The following is a 16,362-nucleotide window of genomic DNA, read 5'->3' on the forward strand; positions in this document are numbered from 1 at the left end:
TGGTTTACCACCTCATGGGTGGTTCGCGGCGATGATCCCAGTTGCCGTTAGCCAACGATCACGGGCTGACCTGCGCGGATACCGGAGAAAAAACAGTCCGTACGTCCGGATTGGGCCAGTGGCGTGACCCTAGGTCGCCGTGCTCCTCCAATGTGCCATGCCCAGCGCGATGATCCGGAGCTGCCGCTCGCCGACCTTGATCGCCTCGGCCACGGCCTCGGGGTGGCGGGGGCCGTCGAGCAGGGCGCTGACGATGCCGAGCATCCCGGAGACCATGAGGTCGGCGACCATCCGCAGGTCCTCGGGGTCCCACTCGGCCAAGCCGGGGAAGCGGGCCAGGTCGGTGGCCAGCTCGCTGCCGACCAGCCGCAGCTCGGTGGCGATGGCCCCGCGCACCCGCGAGACGCCGCCGTGGCGCTCGCGGATGAGGAACCGGAAGTGGTTCTCGTTGGCCAGCACCTGCTCGGCGAGGATGGCCACCGAGCCGCGGATGGCGTCGTCCACCCTGGTCCGCCGCGCGTCGCGGAGCATGGCGCGCAGGGTGCGCATGCTCTCCTCGACGAGGGCGACGCCGAGCTCGTCCATCGAGGCGAAGTGCCGGTAGAACGCGGTCGGCACGATGCCGACCTCGCGGGTGACCTCGCGCAGGCTCAGCCCGGCCAGGCTGCTGCGGTCGAGCAGGCCGAGGGCGGCGTCCAACAGCGCCTGCCTGGTGCGCCGCTTGCGTTCCTGCCGGGTCCCCACGGCCACGTCGCTCACGACAGTGAGCGTACGCGCGCGATCCATCGGTCCTCCGGGCACCTTGTTGCGGTGTTCACAGCCGTCTCGGGTTGACAGCCGCGCCGTTCCCGCGTTCCCTTTTCAGTGTACGAACGTACACCAACTGGGAGGACCCGATGGCCGTCACCGCCGGTCTCCGCCTGCTGGAGGCCCTCGCCACCCCGCATGGCCTGGACCGATACCTGGAACTGGTCAACCCCCTGCTCACCGTCCACGAACTGCGGGGTCAGGTTACGAACGTGCACCGAAGCACTCCGGGCACGGTCACGCTGACCGTTCGGCCGACCCGGCGGTGGCGCGGGTTCACCGCGGGGCAGTTCGTGCGGGTAGGGGTCGACATCGACGGCGTCCGGCAGACCCGCTGCTACTCCCCCGCGACCTCCCAGCACCGCCCCGGCGCGTTCGACCTGACGATCAAGGCGCACGACAGCGGACTCGTCTCGCGCTGGCTGCACGGCAACGCCCGCGCCGGGCTGGTGCTGCACCTGTCGCGGGCCGAGGGCGGGTTCACCCTGGACACCCCGCGGCCCGAGCGCGTCCTGCTCGTCAGCGGCGGCAGCGGCGTCACCCCGGTGCTGTCGATGCTGCGCACGCTGGCCGATGAGGACCACCGCGGCGAGGTCGTCTTCCTGCACTACGCCAAGCGCCAGGCCGACGTGCCGCACCTCGCCGACCTGCGCGCCCTCGCCGAGCGCCACCCCAGCGTCCGGCTCGTTCTGGCCTGCACCAGTGCCGACGACGGTGACCTGCGCGGCTCCTGCACCGAGGAGCACCTGCGCGCGGCCGCCCCCTGGTTCGCCGAGGCGCCCGCGTACCTCTGCGGGCCGCCCGGCCTGATGGGCGCCGTCACCGAGATCTACACCCGCCTCGGTGTAACCGAGCGGCTGCGGACCGAGGAGTTCGCGCCCGCGCCGATCGTGGTGGACACCGGCGAGGCCACGGGCACGCTCACCTTCGCCCGCAGCGGCCGCAGCGCCCCCAACACCGGGCACACGCTGCTGGAGCAGGCCGAGGCCGCCGGGCTGACCCCCGCGCACGGCTGCCGCATGGGCATCTGCTTCTCCTGCACCAGCGTCAAGACCGCGGGCCGCGTGCGCGACGTGCGCAGCGGCGAGGTGTCCACCGACCCGGACACCGAGGTCCAGCTCTGCGTCCGCGTCCCCGTCGGCGACGTCACCCTCGACCTGTAGAGGACTGCCATGACCCCCCAGCTCACCCCGGCCCAGTTCGACGCCCTCGGCCGCGACCTCGACGAGCTCCGCCGGCGGGTGCTCGCCGACCTCGGCGAGGCCGACCGCAAGTACATCCTCGACGTGGTGAAGGTCCAGCGGGCCCTGGAGGTCGCCGGGCGCGGCCTGCTGTTGCTGGGCTTCCTGCCGCCCGCCTGGCTCGCGGGCACGGCCGCGCTGTCGGTCTCCAAGATCCTGGACAACATGGAGATCGGCCACAACGTGATGCACGGGCAGTACGACTGGATGCGCGACCCGGCGCTGAACTCGCGGATGTTCGAGTGGGACACCGTCGCGCCCGCGGCGAACTGGAAGCACTCGCACAACTACGTGCACCACACCTTCACCAACATCCTCGGCAAGGACCGCGACATCGGCTACGGCATCCTGCGGATCGACCCCGAGCAGAAGTGGAACCCCTACTACCTCGGCAACCCGGTGTACGCGGCGCTGCTGATGGTCTTCTTCCAGTGGGGGGTAATGCTGCACGACCTCGAAGCCGAGAAGCTGGCCACCGGGGAGAAGAAGTGGTCGGAGACCGCCGCCGAGCGCAAGCGCATGTGGCACAAGGGGGTCAAGCAGGTCCTCAAGGACTACGCGCTGTTCCCCGCGCTGAGCGGCCCGCTGTTCGTGCCGACGCTGGTGGGCAACGCGACGGCGAACCTGGTGCGCAACGTGTGGGCGTTCTCGATCATCTTCTGTGGACACTTCCCGGCGGGCGTCGCCTCCTTCACCGAGGAGGAGACCGCGAACGAGAGCCGCGGGCAGTGGTACCACCGGCAGATGCTCGGCTCGGCCAACATCACCGGCAGCCCGCTGTTCCACGTCATGTCCGGCAACCTGTCCCACCAGATCGAGCACCACCTGTTCCCGGACATCCCGGCCCGGCGCTACCCGATGATCGCCCCGGAGGTGCGGGCGATCTGCGCGAAGTACGGCCTGCCGTACAACACCGGCGGCCTGGCGAGGCAGCTGGGCTCGGTGTTCGGCAAGATCGTCCGGCTCGCCCTGCCGGACTGGCTGCGCGGGAAGCCCACGCCGAGCCCGCCCGGTACCGTCGAGACCGACCGCGCGCCGCGCGCGGCGTGAGCCCCGGGGAGCAGCCGATGGTCAGCGAGTTCGAGTCGCGCAAGGACACCCTGCAGGAGCTGACGGAGTCCGCCGCCGACCACGTCGGGCGCATCGCGCAGATCGTCACCACCGCGGTCCGCGATGTGGCACGGGAAGTCGGCGACTGGGCCACCGACGTCATCGAGATGAATGAGGCGAGCCGCCGCGCCCGCGCCGACCAGGACCGCGTTCCCGACGAGGATGCCGTGGTGCGGCCGATCGTGGTCGATGACTCGCCGTGAGCTGTCCCGGGTGGACCGCCTGTCGAGACCACAGTGGACACTTTGTGCTGACATCCGTTCGGGTGTCACGGATCGGGTGAATTTGGGTCTCTCAGGCGCTGGGGTGCTCATGTCCTGCCGTTGGTGACGTCGAGGTAGTGCTGGTTGTACATGACGCCGAGGATGTTGCCGAACGGGTCGATCACCGAGGCGGTGGTGAAGCCGGGGCCGCGCTCGGTGGGCTTGTCGTGCTCGGTGGCGCCTCGGGAGATCAGGTGCTCGTAGGCGGCGTGGACGTCGTCGACGGCCCAGTACGTGACGGTGCCGCCGGTCCCGGTGTGGGGGGCGTAGCGGCGGTCGAGGACGCCCAGCTCGTGCTGGTGGTCGCCGATGCGGAACTCGACGTAGGCGGGCGGGCCGTCCACCGGGCGGACGAAGTACGGGTCCGCGCCGAGGATGTCGGCGTACCAGGCGACGGCGGCGGGCACGTCGTCGGTGAAGTAGGTGATGGTGGTGAGTCCTCGCAGCATGGTGCTTCCTTTCCTTGGTGACACCAGTCTCCGGGCTAAAGTGCTCATCAACTGAGCACTTTTCGGGAGGGATCATGCGGGCCGACCGGCTTGTCGCCGCCCTCCTGCTGATGCAGGCACGCGGCCGGGTGACGGCGGCGGAGCTGGCCGCGGCGCTGGAGGTCTCCGTCGCCACCGCCCGGCGCGACCTCGAAGCGCTGTCGGCGGCGGGGATTCCGGTGTACCCGCAGGCGGGGCGCGGGGGTGGCTGGTCGCTGGTCGGGGGCGCCCGGACGGATCTGAGCGGGTTGTCGGCCCCGGAGGCGCAGGCGCTGTTCCTGCTGGTCGGGCCCGCCGCGGCGGTGTCAGGGGAGGCGAAGGCCGCGCTGCGCAAACTCGTGCGGGCGCTGCCGTCGACGTTCCGCGCGGACGCCGAGGCCGCGGCGAGCGCGGTGGTGATCGATCCGACCCGGTGGGGAGCGCGCGACCGGGCGCGGCCCGAGCTGGTCGACCTGTTGCAGGCGGCCGTGGTCCGCAGGCGCAAGGTCCGCCTGACCTACACCAGCGGCGCGCGGGAACGCTCGGAGCGCCTGGTCGACCCGTGGGGCCTGGTCGACAAGGACGACGTCTGGTACCTGCTGGCGGGGACCGACCGGGGTCAGCGCACGTTCCGGGTGGACCGGATCACCAGCGCCGAACCGACCGAGGAAACCGCCGCCCGACCCGACGACTTCACCCTCGCCGCGGCGTGGGAGCGAGTGGTCGGGGAAGTGGAGCAGCGACGCTCGCGCGTATGGGCGGTCGTCTTGATCGAGACCCGCTTCGTGCCGGTCCTGCGAAATCAGTTCGGCAGGCATTGCCATGCCGATGAAGAACTGGCCGACGGCCGATCCCGAGTTCGGCTCGGGGCTCCCACGGCCTTGGATATCGCCAGGAACCTGGCGGGCTGGGGCGCGATGGTCGAGGTGGTGGAGCCCGCCTCCGTCCAATGGGAACTGGCTCGGATCGGTGGGGAACTCCGCACCCGCTACGGAGATTGCCACCGTACTCCACCGTCGAGCACCTGATTGAGCCGCCAAAAAAGTGACAGAACGCCGACAGGAACAATAGCAACCTGTTGGGTGATTGTTGGCGCAACTGCATAGTTCCATCCTGTTGTTGTCATACTCTTCGCCGATGGGTGGTTCGCATGAGGCTCACGCTGCTCGGAACCGATTGCCCCTCTGGAACGGTTAACTGCCCCGCGGTCTGCGTGGCCGACAGTGGCGATTTCGTGGTGCAGGGAGTGGAGGTCGAGCCGGTGGAGGTGGAGGGTCTGAGTGGTGTGGGCCTCAGGTGAGCGGGCTGTTGTGATCTCCGCGCGGACCCTGCTCGCGGCGGTGGACCGGTTTCACCAAGGTGCGGCGGAGGATGAGAGGTGAGGCAAGGCCACACTCCGGTGAGCTTGGCGGAGTTGTTGGAGCGCCTCCTCAAGACGCGGGAGTCGGTCTTCCGTCTGGAGTGCGGGCAGAATTATGACGTTGCCACGGAAGCTGTCGAATTCCGCCGTTTCCTGACCGACGGTGAGCGCGGGGTGTTCCCCAATGTCTCCGCGTGGGTCGATGAAAGTGTTGTCCGTGGTGGTCGGCTCCGGGCGGGTGATTGGGCGGGTGCACGTGGTGGAAGAGCCCTTGTCGGATTATCTGCGGTTCGAGTGCGCGTGGACCTACGCCGAGACCGTCCGCGCGGGTGAGGACGTGCGGGTGATCCCGGTCGGCGCCGGTCACTGGCCAGAAGGTCTCCCCCGGCTGGACTACTGGCTGTTCGATTCCACGTCTCTGGTGCACATGCTCTATGACGATGGCGACGGGTTCGTCGGCGCGGAGCTGGTGGAGGATGCCGGAGAAGTCGACCAAGCCTGCCGCTGGCGCGATGTCGCCGTCGACCTGTCGATCCCGTTCGCCGAGTACGCCCAGCGCCACGACGGGAGGTTTCGCCCGCTGGCATGAGTGAGAATGTCCGCGACGGCGACCTCTACGTCGACATGCGCGGATACGCCACGGGAACCGCGTTGACAGCCGGGCAGGCCTTGGACGGCTTCATCCGCGCCTTCGGTGTCGACCCCGACACCATGCCCGTCGAATTGGCTGAGCGGGCCGCGCTCTACCGGTCGCTGCTGGGTGGGCGCAGCGTCCTGGTGGTCATCGACAACGCGGTTTCGGCCAAGCAGATCCGGCACCTGCTTCCCGCCTCCCCACGGTGTTTCCGGCGCATGCTCACCTGGTACGTCCACACGGCGCACGCCGCTCGCCAACGCGTCCTGCCCCACGCCCAGCCGGTCGCCCTCGCCCCGGCCGCCTTCGAGCAGGTCACCGAGTTCCCCGACGCCGACAGCGCCCTCGACTGGTACGAGCGCGAACGCCTCAACCTCCTCGACGCCCAGCGCCAGGCCGTGGACCTCGGCCAGTACGACATCGCCTGGAAGCTGCCCGTCGTGCTCAGCGCGCTGTTCGAACTCCGCTGCTACTGGACCGAATGGCGACACCTGCACGAGGAGGGGCTGGCCTCGGCCCGCGTCATCGCCGACCTGCCCGGTGAAGCCGTCAACCTGCTGTGCCTGGGTGACGTCGAACTCCGTGACGCCGACCACCCCCAAGCGCTCCAGCGGTACACCGCCGCCCATGCGATCGCCCAGCGGATCGGCGACCACTGGGCAGCCGGGTTCTCCCGCCGCGGAATGGGTCTGGTGGCTCAGCACCACGGTGACCTCACCGAAGCGATGACCCATTTCCGGCAGGCCCTGGACGCGTTCACCGCAGGCGACCACCACCGAGGCGCGGGCATGTGCCTGTTGAGCATCGGCAACGTCGCGCTCGCACGCGGCGTCGCGGGCACAACGGTGCAAAGGTTCGCGGTTGGGCGAATGCGCGGTGTCGCTCCTGGGCGGTCAGATCAGGGACGGCACCATCGCCTCGATGAGGTGCGGGCCGGGGGTGGAGAGGGCGTTCCGGAACTGCTCGGCCAACTCCTCCGCCGTCGTCGCCCGGGTCGCCGGGACGCCCATGCCCTGGGCGATCGCGGTGAAGTCCAGGTCGGGGCCGGAGAGGTCGAACAGGGCCCTGGCGCGGTCGCCGCCGCTCTCGGCGCCCACCCGGGTCAGCTCCATCCGGAGGATGGCGTAGGCGCGGTTGTTGAGCAGGACCGTGGTGATGTTGAGGTTCTCCCGGGCCATCGTCCACAGGGCCGAGATGGTGTACATGGCGCTGCCGTCGGACTGCAGGCAGATGACCGGGCGGTCGGGGCAGGCGATCGCCGCGCCGATGGCCACGGGCAGGCCCTGGCCGATGGCGCCGCCGGTCAGGGTGAGGACGTCGTGGCGGGGGGCGCCCGCGGTGGCCATGGGGACCATCAGGCCGGAGGTGTTGGCCTCGTCGGAGATGATCGCGGCTTCCGGCAGCAGGGCGCCGATCACGTCGGCCCAGTTCTGCGGGGTCAGCTCGCCGGTGGGCAGGGCGGGGCGCGGGGCGGCGGACAGGACCGGTTCCACGCCCGCGGCCACCTTCTCGGCCAGGCGGTCCAGGGCGTCGGCGGTGTCGTCGGTCAGCTCAGCCAGGGTGTGCACCGCGCAGCCCTCGGGGGTGAGCTCGCTGGGCTTGCCCGGGTAGGCGAAGAACGAGACCGGGGCCTTGGCGCCGACCAGGACCAGGTGCTTGATGTCGGTGAGCTGCCACTGGACCTGCTCGGCCAGGTAGCCGAGCCGGTCGACGGCGGGCAGGCCCGCGCCGCGCTCGATGCGGGCGGGGAAGGTCTCGGCGAACAGCTTGGCGCCGGTGGCGGCGGCGACACGGCCTGCGGCGCGCAGGCCGCGCTCACCGGTCACGCCCGCGCCCAGCAGGATCACGGTGGACTCGCCGAGGACGCCCGCGACGTCGGCGATCCGCGCGTCGTCCACGGTGGCGGGGGCAGGCGGGATGATCTCCGCGACGGGGTGGCCGCCCTCGCCCCAGGACACGTCGGCGGGCAGGACCAGGTTGGCGATGCGGCCGGGCGCGGTGCGGGCGGCGGCGACGGCCTCGGCCGCGTCCCTGCCGACCGCGGCGGTGTCGGTCGAGGTGCGGTTCCAGCCGTTCGTCCAGCCGTTGAGGGCGTCGATGTCGGACTCCAGCGGGGCGTCGAACCCCTTGTGGTAGCCCGCGTGGTCGCCGATGACGTTGACGATCGGGGTGTGCGCGCGGCGGGCGTTGTGCAGGTTCGCCATGCCGTTGGCCATGCCGGGGCCCAGGTGCAGCAGGGTCGCGGCGGGCTTGCCCGCCATCCGGGCGTAGCCGTCGGCCGCCCCCGTCACCACCCCCTCGAACAGGGCCAGCACCCCCCGCATCTTCGGCACCGAGTCCAGCGCGGCGACGAAGTGCATCTCGGAGGTGCCGGGGTTGGCGAAGCACACCTCGACACCGGAGTCGACGAGGGTGCGGATGAGGGACTGTGCGCCGTTCATGTGGTCCATTCCGTCAGTCGAACAGGACGCCCGGGTTGAGCACGCCACTGGGGTCGAACGCCTGCTTGATCCGCTTCATGAGCGCGATCTTCGCCGGGTCCTCCAGGTCGAGGAAGTAGCGCTTCTTGGCGTGGCCGACGCCGTGCTCGCCGGAGATCGCCCCGCCCAGCTCCAGGCTCGCTGCGAAGAGGCCGTGCAGCGCCTTGGCCCGCTTCTCGGCGTCCTTCTGGAACACCGCCAGGTGCACGTTGCCGTCGCCCGCGTGCCCGCAGCCCACGACGAAGGTCTCCGTCGCCTGGGCGACGCCGGTGACCCTGGCCATGAACTCCGGCAGCGCGGCGCGCGGCAGCACGGTGTCGATGATGTCGTCGGCGCCCGCGCCCTTCGCGGTGTAGAACGCCTGCTCGCGGGCCTCGATCAGCCGCCGGGCCGACGGGCCGGGCAGCACGTAGGCGTCGACGGCGCCGAGGTCGCTGAGCAGCTGGCCGGTGGCGGCGACGTCGTCGTCGAGCCGCTCGGTGTCGCGGTTCTCCAGCATGACCACCAGGTACGCCTGCGAGGTGTCGCGGACCTGGTCGGGGATGCCCAGCTGCAGGTCGTGGGTGTAGGTGATCGCGCCCATCGTCATGGCGTCGATGTACTCCAGGATCAGCGGGCCGATCCCGCTGGCGACGACCTTCGGCACGGCCCGGACGACGGCGGTGAGGTCGGTGAAGGGCGCCAGCACGGTGGCCTGGTGGGCCACGCGCGGCTGCAGCTTCAGGGTGGCCTCGGTGACCAGGGCCAGCGTGCCCTCGGAGCCGACGACGAGCTGGGTGAGGTCGTAGCCGGTGCTGGCCTTGACGTACTTGCCGCCGCAGCGGAGCACCTCGCCGGTGGCCAGCACCGCCTCGATGCCGAGCACGTGGTGGCGGGTGACGCCGTAGCGGACCGCGCGCATCCCGCCCGCGTTGGTGGCCACGTTGCCGCCGAGGCTGCCGCCCAGCTCGCCGGGGTAGACCGGGTAGACGAGCCCGTGCTCCGCGGTGCGCTCCTCCAGCTCGCGCAGGGTGACCCCGGGCTGCACCACGGCGACGTGGTTCTCGGTGTCGATCTCCAGGACGGCGTTCATCCGCTCGAAGGACACCAGGATCGCGTCCTCGCGGGGCACGGCCGCGCCGGAGAGCCCGGTGCCGGACCCGCGCGCGGTGACCGGGGTCCCGGTCTCGGTGGCGCAGCGCAGGATCTCGGCCACTTCCCCGGCCGTCGAGGGGCACACCACGTAGGCGGGCCTGCTCGCGACGCTGGTCAGGCCCTCGTCGCGGGCGTAGTCCTCGGCGGCGTCCGCGCCCGCGCGCACGTTCGGCCCGCCGACGATCCCGGCGAGCCGCGACCGCATGTCCGTCATGGGACTCCCTCCGCCGTACTGGCGCGTAACACTAGTGGTTGCGGGCGGGGATGCGCTGGGGGTATCGGTGGATCGAGGTTTCCGCTGGGTGTGCCGGAGGAAGGTCCTCGTACCTGGTCGTACTCGGGCCTTTCGCCGGTGCGTCCAGCGGGAAGCTCGGCCGCCGAGACCTCCGGCGAATCCCCGGCCGTGACCACTGGTCAGGAGAAGCGATTGGGCGAAAGCTGCGCCTGCGTGACCGCGATGTCGGCGGGCAAAGGCTGTCCGGTGATCACCGCGGCCCCGGCGGCGGCGAGCGCGGCGGCCATCTGGATGCCGTAGCCGCCCTGGCCCGCGAAGAACGCGAAACCGGGGTGCTCGGAATGGGCGCCGACCACTGGGTCGCGGTCCGGGGCGAAGGTGCGCAGCCCGGCCCACGCCGTGCGCACCGACCGCAGCCCCAGCGTGGTGACCTCGTTGACCCGGTCCAGGGCGAGGGCGACGTCGAGGTCGTCGGGCCTGGCGTCGACGGGCTCGCTGGGGGTCTCGTCGGCGGGCGAGACCAGCAGCGCGCCGGACTCGGGCCGGAAGTAGAACCGGTCGTCGATGTCGGCGACCATCGGCCAGCCGGGGTCGACGGGCCCGCCCGCGGCGATGGCGATGGTCCGGCGCAGCGGCCTCAGCCCCAGCGGCGGCACCCCGGCCATGGCGGCGACCTGGTCGGTCCACGCCCCGGCCGCGGCCACGACGAGCCCAGCGGTGACTTCGTCGGCGCCGAGGCCGACCCGCCAGCCCGCGCCGTCCCTGGCCAGCGCGGTCAGCGGCGCTCCCCGGCGGACCTCGCCCCCGCGGGCGCGCAGGCCGCGGACGTAGGACTGGTGCAGCCCCATCGCGTCGATGTCGGCGGTGTGCTCGTCCAGCGCGGCGGCGGTGACCGCGCCCGGGCGCAGCGCCGGGCACAGCTCCCGGGCGCGCTCGACGTCGATCGGGTGGGCGCCGGGGATGTCCCGGCCCGGCCCGGCGGTCGCCAGCCAGAGCATCGCGCGCGGGGTGAGCAGGTCGTCGTCCATGCGGGGCTTGGACGCCGCGGTCAGCGCCCGGACGACCGGGCTGCCGTAGGAGGGCAGGTAGATCGCCGCCGAGCGCCCGGTCGTGTGCCGGGCCAGCTCCGCCTCGGCCTCCACCAGCAGGACCGACCCGCTCGCCGCCAGCTCACCGGCGATCGACACCCCGGCGATACCGCCCCCGACGACCACCACGTCCCACGACATGACCGAAGACTACGGCCGCCACCTCGGGTCGCGGCCGCTCAGCGCCAACGCGCGCACCAGGGTCGGGGCGTCGGCCGGGACGCTCACCTCGGGACCGAACGCGCCCCACTCGCGGCCCATGACCGCCATGCCCTCGATGCCGCGCAGCGCCGCCTGGGCCACCTCCTCGGAGACGACGAGGGTCTGCCCGGTGGCCGCGGCGAGGTCCCAGCCGTGCACGACGATGTCGCCGAAGAGCATCGTGGCGATCGTGCGGGCGGGCAGCGGGCTCGCCGCCATCACCGACTCGCCCTCCCACGCGCCCGGCTCGGACCACGCGGCGACGGCGCGCCCGATGCGCTCGGCGAAGAAGGCGGGCCAGTCGCCGTCGGTGTAGTCGACGCCCTCGTCCTCGGAGCCGTCGGTGGGGCGGGGCAGCTTGCGGGCGGTGCGCTCGGAGACCACGGCGGACCAGTGGGTCAGGTGGTTGGCCAGGGCGCGCACGTCCCACTCCGGGCACGGCGTGGGCAGGTCGTACTGGCTGGGCTTGACGTTGCGGGCGATCTCGACGGCGGCGGCCGCCGCGTCGGCCATGAGGCGGTGTTCCATGCCCGCGACGGTAGGTCGGGCCCCGGTGGCGCGTCTTGAAGAAACGCGACGGCTGAAGAAACGTGACGGCGGTCTACCGTGGACTCGTGGCTGTGGTGGACGAGGCGAGCCCCGGCGTGCTGGACCCGAGGACGGCGCGGACCAAGTTCGAGCTGCGCAAGGCCCCGCCGTCCCCGGCGCTGGCACCGTTCGTCGAGTACCACTGGCAGGTCTCGTGGGACCTCGCCGACGCCTTCACCCAGCGGGTCGTGCCCCATCCCAACGTCCACCTGGTGTTCGAGGAGGACGGCGCCTGGGTCTACGGGGTGCTGCACGGGCTGTTCCGCGCGCGGCTGGTCGGCCGCGGGCAGGCGCACGGGGTGCGCTTCCACGCGGGCGGGTTCCGCCCGTGGCTGGGCAGGCGGGTCTCGTCGCTGACCGACGAGCGCTTCGCCGCCGCCGACCTGCTGCCCGGTTTCGCGCCCGGTCCCGTGCTCTCGGGTCCCGTGCTCTCCGGCGGCGGTGTCGAGGCCGCCGAGGCCGCGCTGCTGCCGCTGTGCCCGCCGGTCGACCCCGCGGTGGACGAGGTGCGCGCGCTGGTGGCCGCCATCGCCGAGGACCGCGGGTTGACCCGGGTCGACGAGCTGGCGGCTGGTGTCGGCCGCACGGTGCGCTCGGTACAGCGGCTGTTCAACGACTACGTCGGCGTCGGTCCGAAGTGGGTGATCCGCCGGTACCGGATGCACGAGGCCGCCGCCCGCGCCGACGGGGGCGGGGTGGTGGACTGGGCCGCGCTGGCCGGTGACCTGGGTTTCAGCGACCAGGCGCACTTCACCCGCGAGTTCACCGCGGCCATCGGGATCTCACCTGCCCGCTACGCCGCGGGCGGGTAGTTTCGCGGGCGTGTACGACCTGGATGACGACCCGGACCGCATCGATGTCGGCGCCGTGTGGGCGTTCCTGTCCACCGAGCCGTACTGGGGCCGGTGGCGCACCCGGGAGCAGTTCGAGGCGCAGCTGCGCGCGGCGTGGCGCGTCGTCGGCGCGTACGAGGCGGGCACCGGGGCGCAGGTGGGCTTCGCCAGGGCCACCTCGGACGGGGTCTCGATGGCCTACCTGGCCGACGTCTACGTCCTGGCGTCGGCGCGCGGGCAGGGCCTGGGCAAGGCGCTGGTCCACCGGATGGTCGAGGACGGGCCGGGCGCGCGCTTCCGGTGGATGCTGCACACCGCCGACGCCCACGGGCTCTACGAGGGCTTCGGTTTCGGCAAGCCCGACGAGACCTACCTGGAGCGCCCCGCCCAGGGGTGATCAGCCAGCAGTGATCAGGCCGGGACCGGCGTCCTGGCCAGCAGGGCGCGGACCTCGGCGGCGGCGGCGCGGCCCGCCCGGGTGGCGCCGACCGTGCTGGCGGAGGGGCCGTAGCCGACCAGGTGGACGCGCGGGTCGGCGGTGACCCGGGTGCCGGTCATGGCGATGCCGCCGCCGGGCGAGCGCAGCCGCAGCGGCGCCAGGTGGTCGAGCGCGGCCCGGAAGCCGGTGGCCCAGAGGATCACGTCGGCATCGATCTCGGTGCCGTCCGCCCAGCGGACGCCGGTCGGGGTGATCCGGTCGAACAGGGGCCTGCGCCGCAGTTCCCCGCGGGCGATGGCGGCCTCGACCTGGGGCGTCAGGGACAGGTCGGTGACGCTGACGACGCTGGCGGGCGGCAGCCCCGCGGCGACCCGGTCGGCGACCCTGGCCACGGCGGCGCGGCCGTACTCGGGAGTGAAGGGGCCCTCGCGGAAGACCGGCGGGCGGCGGGTGACCCAGGTGGTCTCCGCGGCGAGCGGGCCGATCTCCAGCAGCGCCTCCACCGCGGAGGTCCCGCCGCCGACGACGACCACGCGCCTGCCGCGGAAGTCCTCGGGCGCGCGGTAGTCGGCGCTGTGGAGCTGGCGGCCCTGGAAGGTCTCCTGGCCGGGGTAGCGCGGCCAGAACGGCTTGCCCCACGTGCCGGTCGCGTTGATCAGCGCCCGCGCGGACCAGGCGCGGTCGGCGGAGACGGTGAGCCGCTCGCCCGCGTCGGTGACCGAGGTCACCCGGGCAGGGCGGACGACGGGCAGGCCCAACTCGGCCTCGTACCGGGCGAAGTAGTCGGTGATGGCCTCCGCGGCGGGGCGCTGGGGGTCCGGGGTGCCCAGGGCGAGGCCGGGCAGGCTGTGGAAGCCGTGCACCTTGTCCATGACCAGGCCGGGCCTGCGGTGGTGCCAGGCGCCGCCGGGGGTGGGGTTGGCGTCGAGGACGACGAAGTCCAGGCCGTGCCTGCGCAGGTGGTAGGCGCTGGACAGGCCCGCCTGCCCCGCGCCGATCACCACCACGTCGATGTCGGTTGCCACGTCGGTGTCAACGCGCCGGGCCCGCCGTACATGCCCGGCCCCAGGGACCACTCTCAGGGACCACTCTCAGGGATCGGTGAACGGGGTCAGCTCCGGGCGCTTGGGCGGGCGGGCGTCCCCGGACGAGCGCCCGGTCAGTCGACGGCCGATCCACGGCACGACGTGCGCGCGGGCCCAGCGCAGGTCGGCGCCGAGGCGGGCGGTCCACGGGCGGGCGGGCGCGGTGGGGACCGGCGCGGACCAGTCGAACTCCGGGTCCGTGCCGAGCGCGCGCAGGACGGCCTCGGCGACGCGGCGGTGGCCCTCGGCGTTGAGGTGGATGCGGTCCTGCGCCCACAGCCCCGGCGAGTCGAACACCCGCGCCGAGAACAGGTCGACCAGGATCGCGTCGTGGCGCTCGGCGGCGGCGTCGACGGCGTCGAGCAGGCGGTGGATGCGGGGCAGCAGCCGGGCGCTGCCCCGCATCCGCCGGGTCGGGTCGATCACCCGGAACAGCATCAGCCGCCGGGACGAGGCCGCCAGCCGGTCCGCCGCCTCGGTGACCCGCCGCAGCACGGTCCCGATGTCGCAGCCGGGCCGCATGACGTCGTTCATGCCCCCGGCGAAGCTGGCCAGGTCGGGCCGCATCGCCGCGGCCGGGCCGACCTGCTCGTCGACGATCTGCCCGACGAGCTTGCCGCGCACGGCCAGGTTGGCGTACCGGAAGCCGACGGTGTCCGCGGCCAGGCGCGCGGCGACCAGGTCGGCCCAGCCGCGGCAGGTGCCGTCGGGCAGCTCGTCGGACATGCCCTCGGTGAAGGAGTCGCCGACGGCGACGAAAGTGGTGTGTGTACTCATCGCGACGCGGGAGCCTACCGGCCGGTAAGCCGGCGCGGCGCCTCAGTGGAACCCTGTTCACTGCGCGAGCGGTCGGCTACGGTCCGCTGGCATGAAGCGATCCTTGATCCTTGCCGCGCTGGCCGCGGTCGCCCTTGGCGGGGTTCCGGGCGTGGCGGCGGCGACCCCGTCCCACCCGGACCTGACCTGGGCCCTGTCGGAGACCGGCACGACCGCGCAGCTGCGCGGGCTGGCGGCGGTCAGCGGGCGGGTGGCCTGGGCGAGCGGGGCCCGCGGCACGGTCCTGCGCACCGTCGACAGTGGACGAACCTGGCAGCACAGCTCCCCGCCCGGCAGCGAAACCCTTGAGCTGCGCGACATCGAGGCATTCGACGCGCGCACCGCGGTGGCCCTGTCGATCGGCCCTGGGGACCAGTCGCGGATCTACCGGACCACCGACGGCGGCGAGTCCTGGACGGAGTCCTTCCGCAACCCCGAGCCCACGGCGTTCTACGACTGCATGGCGTTCTTCGACCGCAGGCACGGCCTGGCGATGAGCGACCCGGTCGACGGCAGGTTCCGCGTGCTGCGCACCGACGACGGCGGGGCGAGCTGGCAGCCGGTGCCCGACGCCGGGATGCCGCCCGCCCTCGACGGCGAGTTCGGCTTCGCCGCGAGCGGGCAGTGCCTCACCGTCGCGGGCGGCAGGCACGCCTGGATCGCCACCGGCGGTGGGGCCACCGCGCGGGTGCTGCGCTCCGCCGACCGCGGCACGACCTGGACCGCGGTCGACACCGTGCTGGCAGGCGGGCCGACCGCGGGCGTCTACGCCACCGCGTTCCGGGACAAGTCGCGCGGGATCGCCGTCGGCGGGGACTTCACCAACCCGACCGGCTCGGTCGACGCCCTGGGCGTCACCAGCGACGGCGGCCGCACCTGGACCCGCCCCGAGACCGCGCCGCGGGGGTACCGCTCCGGGGTGGCCTGGCACGCGTTCCTGCCCGGCGTCGCCATCACGGTGGGCCCGACCGGCAGCGACGTCACCCTCGACGGCGGCAGGCGCTGGCACCAGTTCGACACCGGCACCTTCGACTCCGTCGACTGCGCCCGCGACGGCGCCTGCTGGGCCTCCGGCGCGCGGGGACGGGTCGGCAAGCTCTCCCTGTAAACAGTTTGACGGGACAGGGCCGGGCCGCAACGGTCGGCGGATGACAAGCACCATCCAGAACATCGTCATCGACTGCGCCGACACCTACGCCCTGGGCAGCTTCTGGTCGCGAGTCGTCGGCTACCCGCTGGCCGACGACGACAAGCCGGGCGACCCGGAGGCGATCATCGTGCTGCCCGGGGGCACGGCCCTGTTCTTCAGCCAGGTCCCGGAACCGAAGGCGGGCAAGAACCGCCTGCACCTGTGCCTGAAGCCCGACAACCCCCGCGACGACGAGGTCGAGCGGCTGCTCGCCATCGGCGCGACGGTGGTCGACGACCGGCGCACCCCCGACGGCCGGGGCTGGGCCGTGCTCGCCGACCCCGAGGGCAACGAGTTCTGCGTGCTGCGCGGCCCGCGCGACACCCCGCCCAACCACGGCTGGGACACAGATCCCGCCCCCGGCGTGACCAACCAAGTGGTCTAGACCCATC

General features: G+C 72.5%; 18 protein-coding genes and 1 pseudogene. 11 read left to right on the forward strand and 8 right to left on the reverse strand.

Translation table 11 applies throughout. The annotated features are described in order from the left end of the window. Nucleotides 1-129: 129 nt before the first annotated feature. Entirely contained in the window at nt 130-786 is a 657-nt protein-coding gene (locus ACTG9Q_RS17965) for a TetR family transcriptional regulator (protein ID WP_455573940.1), read from the reverse strand. Between the two features lie 110 nt (nt 787-896). Here ACTG9Q_RS17965 and ACTG9Q_RS17970 point away from each other — a divergent pair, with 110 nt between their 5' ends. Genes ACTG9Q_RS17970 through ACTG9Q_RS17980 form a run of 3 tightly spaced genes read left to right on the forward strand, consistent with a single transcriptional unit; the run spans nt 897 to nt 3,361 of the window. After that, entirely contained in the window at nt 897-1,970 is a 1,074-nt protein-coding gene (locus tag ACTG9Q_RS17970) for a ferredoxin reductase (protein WP_455573941.1), read from the forward strand. A gap of 9 nt (nt 1,971-1,979) precedes the next feature. Beyond that, a complete protein-coding gene (locus ACTG9Q_RS17975; protein ID WP_455573942.1) occupies nt 1,980-3,098 on the forward strand; it encodes a fatty acid desaturase family protein in 1,119 nt (372 codons plus the stop codon). Between the two features lie 17 nt (nt 3,099-3,115). Further along, nucleotides 3,116-3,361, forward strand: coding sequence for a hypothetical protein (locus ACTG9Q_RS17980; protein ID WP_455573943.1), 246 nt, complete (start codon nt 3,116-3,118; stop codon nt 3,359-3,361). A gap of 107 nt (nt 3,362-3,468) precedes the next feature. Here the strand turns inward: ACTG9Q_RS17980 and ACTG9Q_RS17985 are convergent, their stop codons facing one another. Next, nucleotides 3,469-3,870: a VOC family protein gene (locus ACTG9Q_RS17985; protein ID WP_455573944.1), complete on the reverse strand. Its 402-nt coding sequence runs from the start codon at nt 3,868-3,870 to the stop codon at nt 3,469-3,471. 74 nt (nt 3,871-3,944) lie between these two features. Here ACTG9Q_RS17985 and ACTG9Q_RS17990 point away from each other — a divergent pair, with 74 nt between their 5' ends. The 4 genes and pseudogenes from ACTG9Q_RS17990 to ACTG9Q_RS18005 all read left to right on the forward strand — a co-directional run. Next, nucleotides 3,945-4,916, forward strand: coding sequence for a helix-turn-helix transcriptional regulator (locus tag ACTG9Q_RS17990; protein WP_455573945.1), 972 nt, complete (start codon nt 3,945-3,947; stop codon nt 4,914-4,916). 371 nt (nt 4,917-5,287) lie between these two features. After that, on the forward strand, nt 5,288-5,581 hold the full coding sequence (locus ACTG9Q_RS17995; protein ID WP_455573946.1) for a DUF6879 family protein: 294 nt from the start codon (nt 5,288-5,290) through the stop codon (nt 5,579-5,581). After that, entirely contained in the window at nt 5,508-5,837 is a 330-nt protein-coding gene (locus tag ACTG9Q_RS18000) for a DUF6879 family protein (protein ID WP_455573947.1), read from the forward strand. Before ACTG9Q_RS17995 ends, ACTG9Q_RS18000 begins: the two co-directional genes overlap by 74 nt. A gap of 263 nt (nt 5,838-6,100) precedes the next feature. Continuing rightward, a pseudogene (locus ACTG9Q_RS18005) lies at nt 6,101-6,583 on the forward strand (hypothetical protein); the annotation flags it as partial. 192 nt (nt 6,584-6,775) lie between these two features. Here ACTG9Q_RS18005 and ACTG9Q_RS18010 read toward each other — a convergent pair. The 4 genes from ACTG9Q_RS18010 to ACTG9Q_RS18025 all read right to left on the reverse strand — a co-directional run bounded on the left by ACTG9Q_RS18010 (nt 6,776) and on the right by ACTG9Q_RS18025 (nt 11,548). After that, complete coding sequence (locus tag ACTG9Q_RS18010; protein ID WP_455573948.1) at nt 6,776-8,323, reverse strand: acetolactate synthase large subunit; 1,548 nt, start codon at nt 8,321-8,323, stop codon at nt 6,776-6,778. Nucleotides 8,324-8,336: 13 nt separating this feature from the next. After that, nucleotides 8,337-9,710 (reverse strand): FAD-binding oxidoreductase, encoded by a 1,374-nt coding sequence (locus ACTG9Q_RS18015; RefSeq protein WP_455573949.1) that lies wholly within the window; start codon nt 9,708-9,710, stop codon nt 8,337-8,339. A gap of 200 nt (nt 9,711-9,910) precedes the next feature. Further along, a complete protein-coding gene (locus ACTG9Q_RS18020; protein ID WP_455573950.1) occupies nt 9,911-10,960 on the reverse strand; it encodes an NAD(P)/FAD-dependent oxidoreductase in 1,050 nt (349 codons plus the stop codon). A 9-nt stretch (nt 10,961-10,969) separates the two neighbouring features. Further along, a complete protein-coding gene (locus tag ACTG9Q_RS18025; protein WP_455573951.1) occupies nt 10,970-11,548 on the reverse strand; it encodes a TIGR03086 family metal-binding protein in 579 nt (192 codons plus the stop codon). A gap of 86 nt (nt 11,549-11,634) precedes the next feature. On the opposite strand from ACTG9Q_RS18025, the gene ACTG9Q_RS18030 reads away from it, so the two are divergent. Both ACTG9Q_RS18030 and ACTG9Q_RS18035 read left to right on the forward strand, forming a co-directional pair. Then, nucleotides 11,635-12,420 (forward strand): AraC family transcriptional regulator, encoded by a 786-nt coding sequence (locus tag ACTG9Q_RS18030; protein WP_455573952.1) that lies wholly within the window; start codon nt 11,635-11,637, stop codon nt 12,418-12,420. A gap of 10 nt (nt 12,421-12,430) precedes the next feature. Continuing rightward, entirely contained in the window at nt 12,431-12,838 is a 408-nt protein-coding gene (locus tag ACTG9Q_RS18035; protein WP_455573953.1) for a GNAT family N-acetyltransferase, read from the forward strand. Between the two features lie 14 nt (nt 12,839-12,852). Here ACTG9Q_RS18035 and ACTG9Q_RS18040 read toward each other — a convergent pair whose 3' ends face one another. Both ACTG9Q_RS18040 and ACTG9Q_RS18045 read right to left on the reverse strand, forming a co-directional pair. Then, nucleotides 12,853-13,905 (reverse strand): FAD-dependent oxidoreductase, encoded by a 1,053-nt coding sequence (locus tag ACTG9Q_RS18040; RefSeq protein ID WP_455573954.1) that lies wholly within the window; start codon nt 13,903-13,905, stop codon nt 12,853-12,855. Between the two features lie 66 nt (nt 13,906-13,971). Further along, a complete protein-coding gene (locus tag ACTG9Q_RS18045) occupies nt 13,972-14,742 on the reverse strand; it encodes an SGNH/GDSL hydrolase family protein (RefSeq protein WP_455573955.1) in 771 nt (256 codons plus the stop codon). Between the two features lie 91 nt (nt 14,743-14,833). Between ACTG9Q_RS18045 and ACTG9Q_RS18050 the strand changes: the two genes are divergently transcribed. Together ACTG9Q_RS18050 and ACTG9Q_RS18055 are read left to right on the forward strand one after the other, a co-directional pair. After that, on the forward strand, nt 14,834-15,889 hold the full coding sequence (locus tag ACTG9Q_RS18050) for a WD40/YVTN/BNR-like repeat-containing protein (RefSeq protein ID WP_455573956.1): 1,056 nt from the start codon (nt 14,834-14,836) through the stop codon (nt 15,887-15,889). A gap of 40 nt (nt 15,890-15,929) precedes the next feature. Next, nucleotides 15,930-16,355, forward strand: coding sequence for a VOC family protein (locus tag ACTG9Q_RS18055; protein ID WP_455573957.1), 426 nt, complete (start codon nt 15,930-15,932; stop codon nt 16,353-16,355). The last annotated feature ends 7 nt before the right edge of the window (nt 16,356-16,362 follow it).

The sequence above is a fragment of the Actinokineospora lacus genome (assembly GCF_053813445.1).

Coding starts and splice junctions, on each gene's coding strand:
- ACTG9Q_RS17965 (WP_455573940.1), bottom strand. CDS start 786: ATGGATCGCGCGCGTACGCTCACTGTCGTGAGCGACGTGGCCGTGGGG.
- ACTG9Q_RS17970 (WP_455573941.1), top strand. CDS start 897: ATGGCCGTCACCGCCGGTCTCCGCCTGCTGGAGGCCCTCGCCACCCCG.
- ACTG9Q_RS17975 (WP_455573942.1), top strand. CDS start 1,980: ATGACCCCCCAGCTCACCCCGGCCCAGTTCGACGCCCTCGGCCGCGAC.
- ACTG9Q_RS17980 (WP_455573943.1), top strand. CDS start 3,116: ATGGTCAGCGAGTTCGAGTCGCGCAAGGACACCCTGCAGGAGCTGACG.
- ACTG9Q_RS17985 (WP_455573944.1), bottom strand. CDS start 3,870: ATGCTGCGAGGACTCACCACCATCACCTACTTCACCGACGACGTGCCC.
- ACTG9Q_RS17990 (WP_455573945.1), top strand. CDS start 3,945: ATGCGGGCCGACCGGCTTGTCGCCGCCCTCCTGCTGATGCAGGCACGC.
- ACTG9Q_RS18010 (WP_455573948.1), bottom strand. CDS start 8,323: ATGAACGGCGCACAGTCCCTCATCCGCACCCTCGTCGACTCCGGTGTC.
- ACTG9Q_RS18015 (WP_455573949.1), bottom strand. CDS start 9,710: ATGACGGACATGCGGTCGCGGCTCGCCGGGATCGTCGGCGGGCCGAAC.
- ACTG9Q_RS18020 (WP_455573950.1), bottom strand. CDS start 10,960: ATGTCGTGGGACGTGGTGGTCGTCGGGGGCGGTATCGCCGGGGTGTCG.
- ACTG9Q_RS18025 (WP_455573951.1), bottom strand. CDS start 11,548: ATGGAACACCGCCTCATGGCCGACGCGGCGGCCGCCGCCGTCGAGATC.
- ACTG9Q_RS18045 (WP_455573955.1), bottom strand. CDS start 14,742: ATGAGTACACACACCACTTTCGTCGCCGTCGGCGACTCCTTCACCGAG.
- ACTG9Q_RS18050 (WP_455573956.1), top strand. CDS start 14,834: ATGAAGCGATCCTTGATCCTTGCCGCGCTGGCCGCGGTCGCCCTTGGC.
- ACTG9Q_RS18055 (WP_455573957.1), top strand. CDS start 15,930: ATGACAAGCACCATCCAGAACATCGTCATCGACTGCGCCGACACCTAC.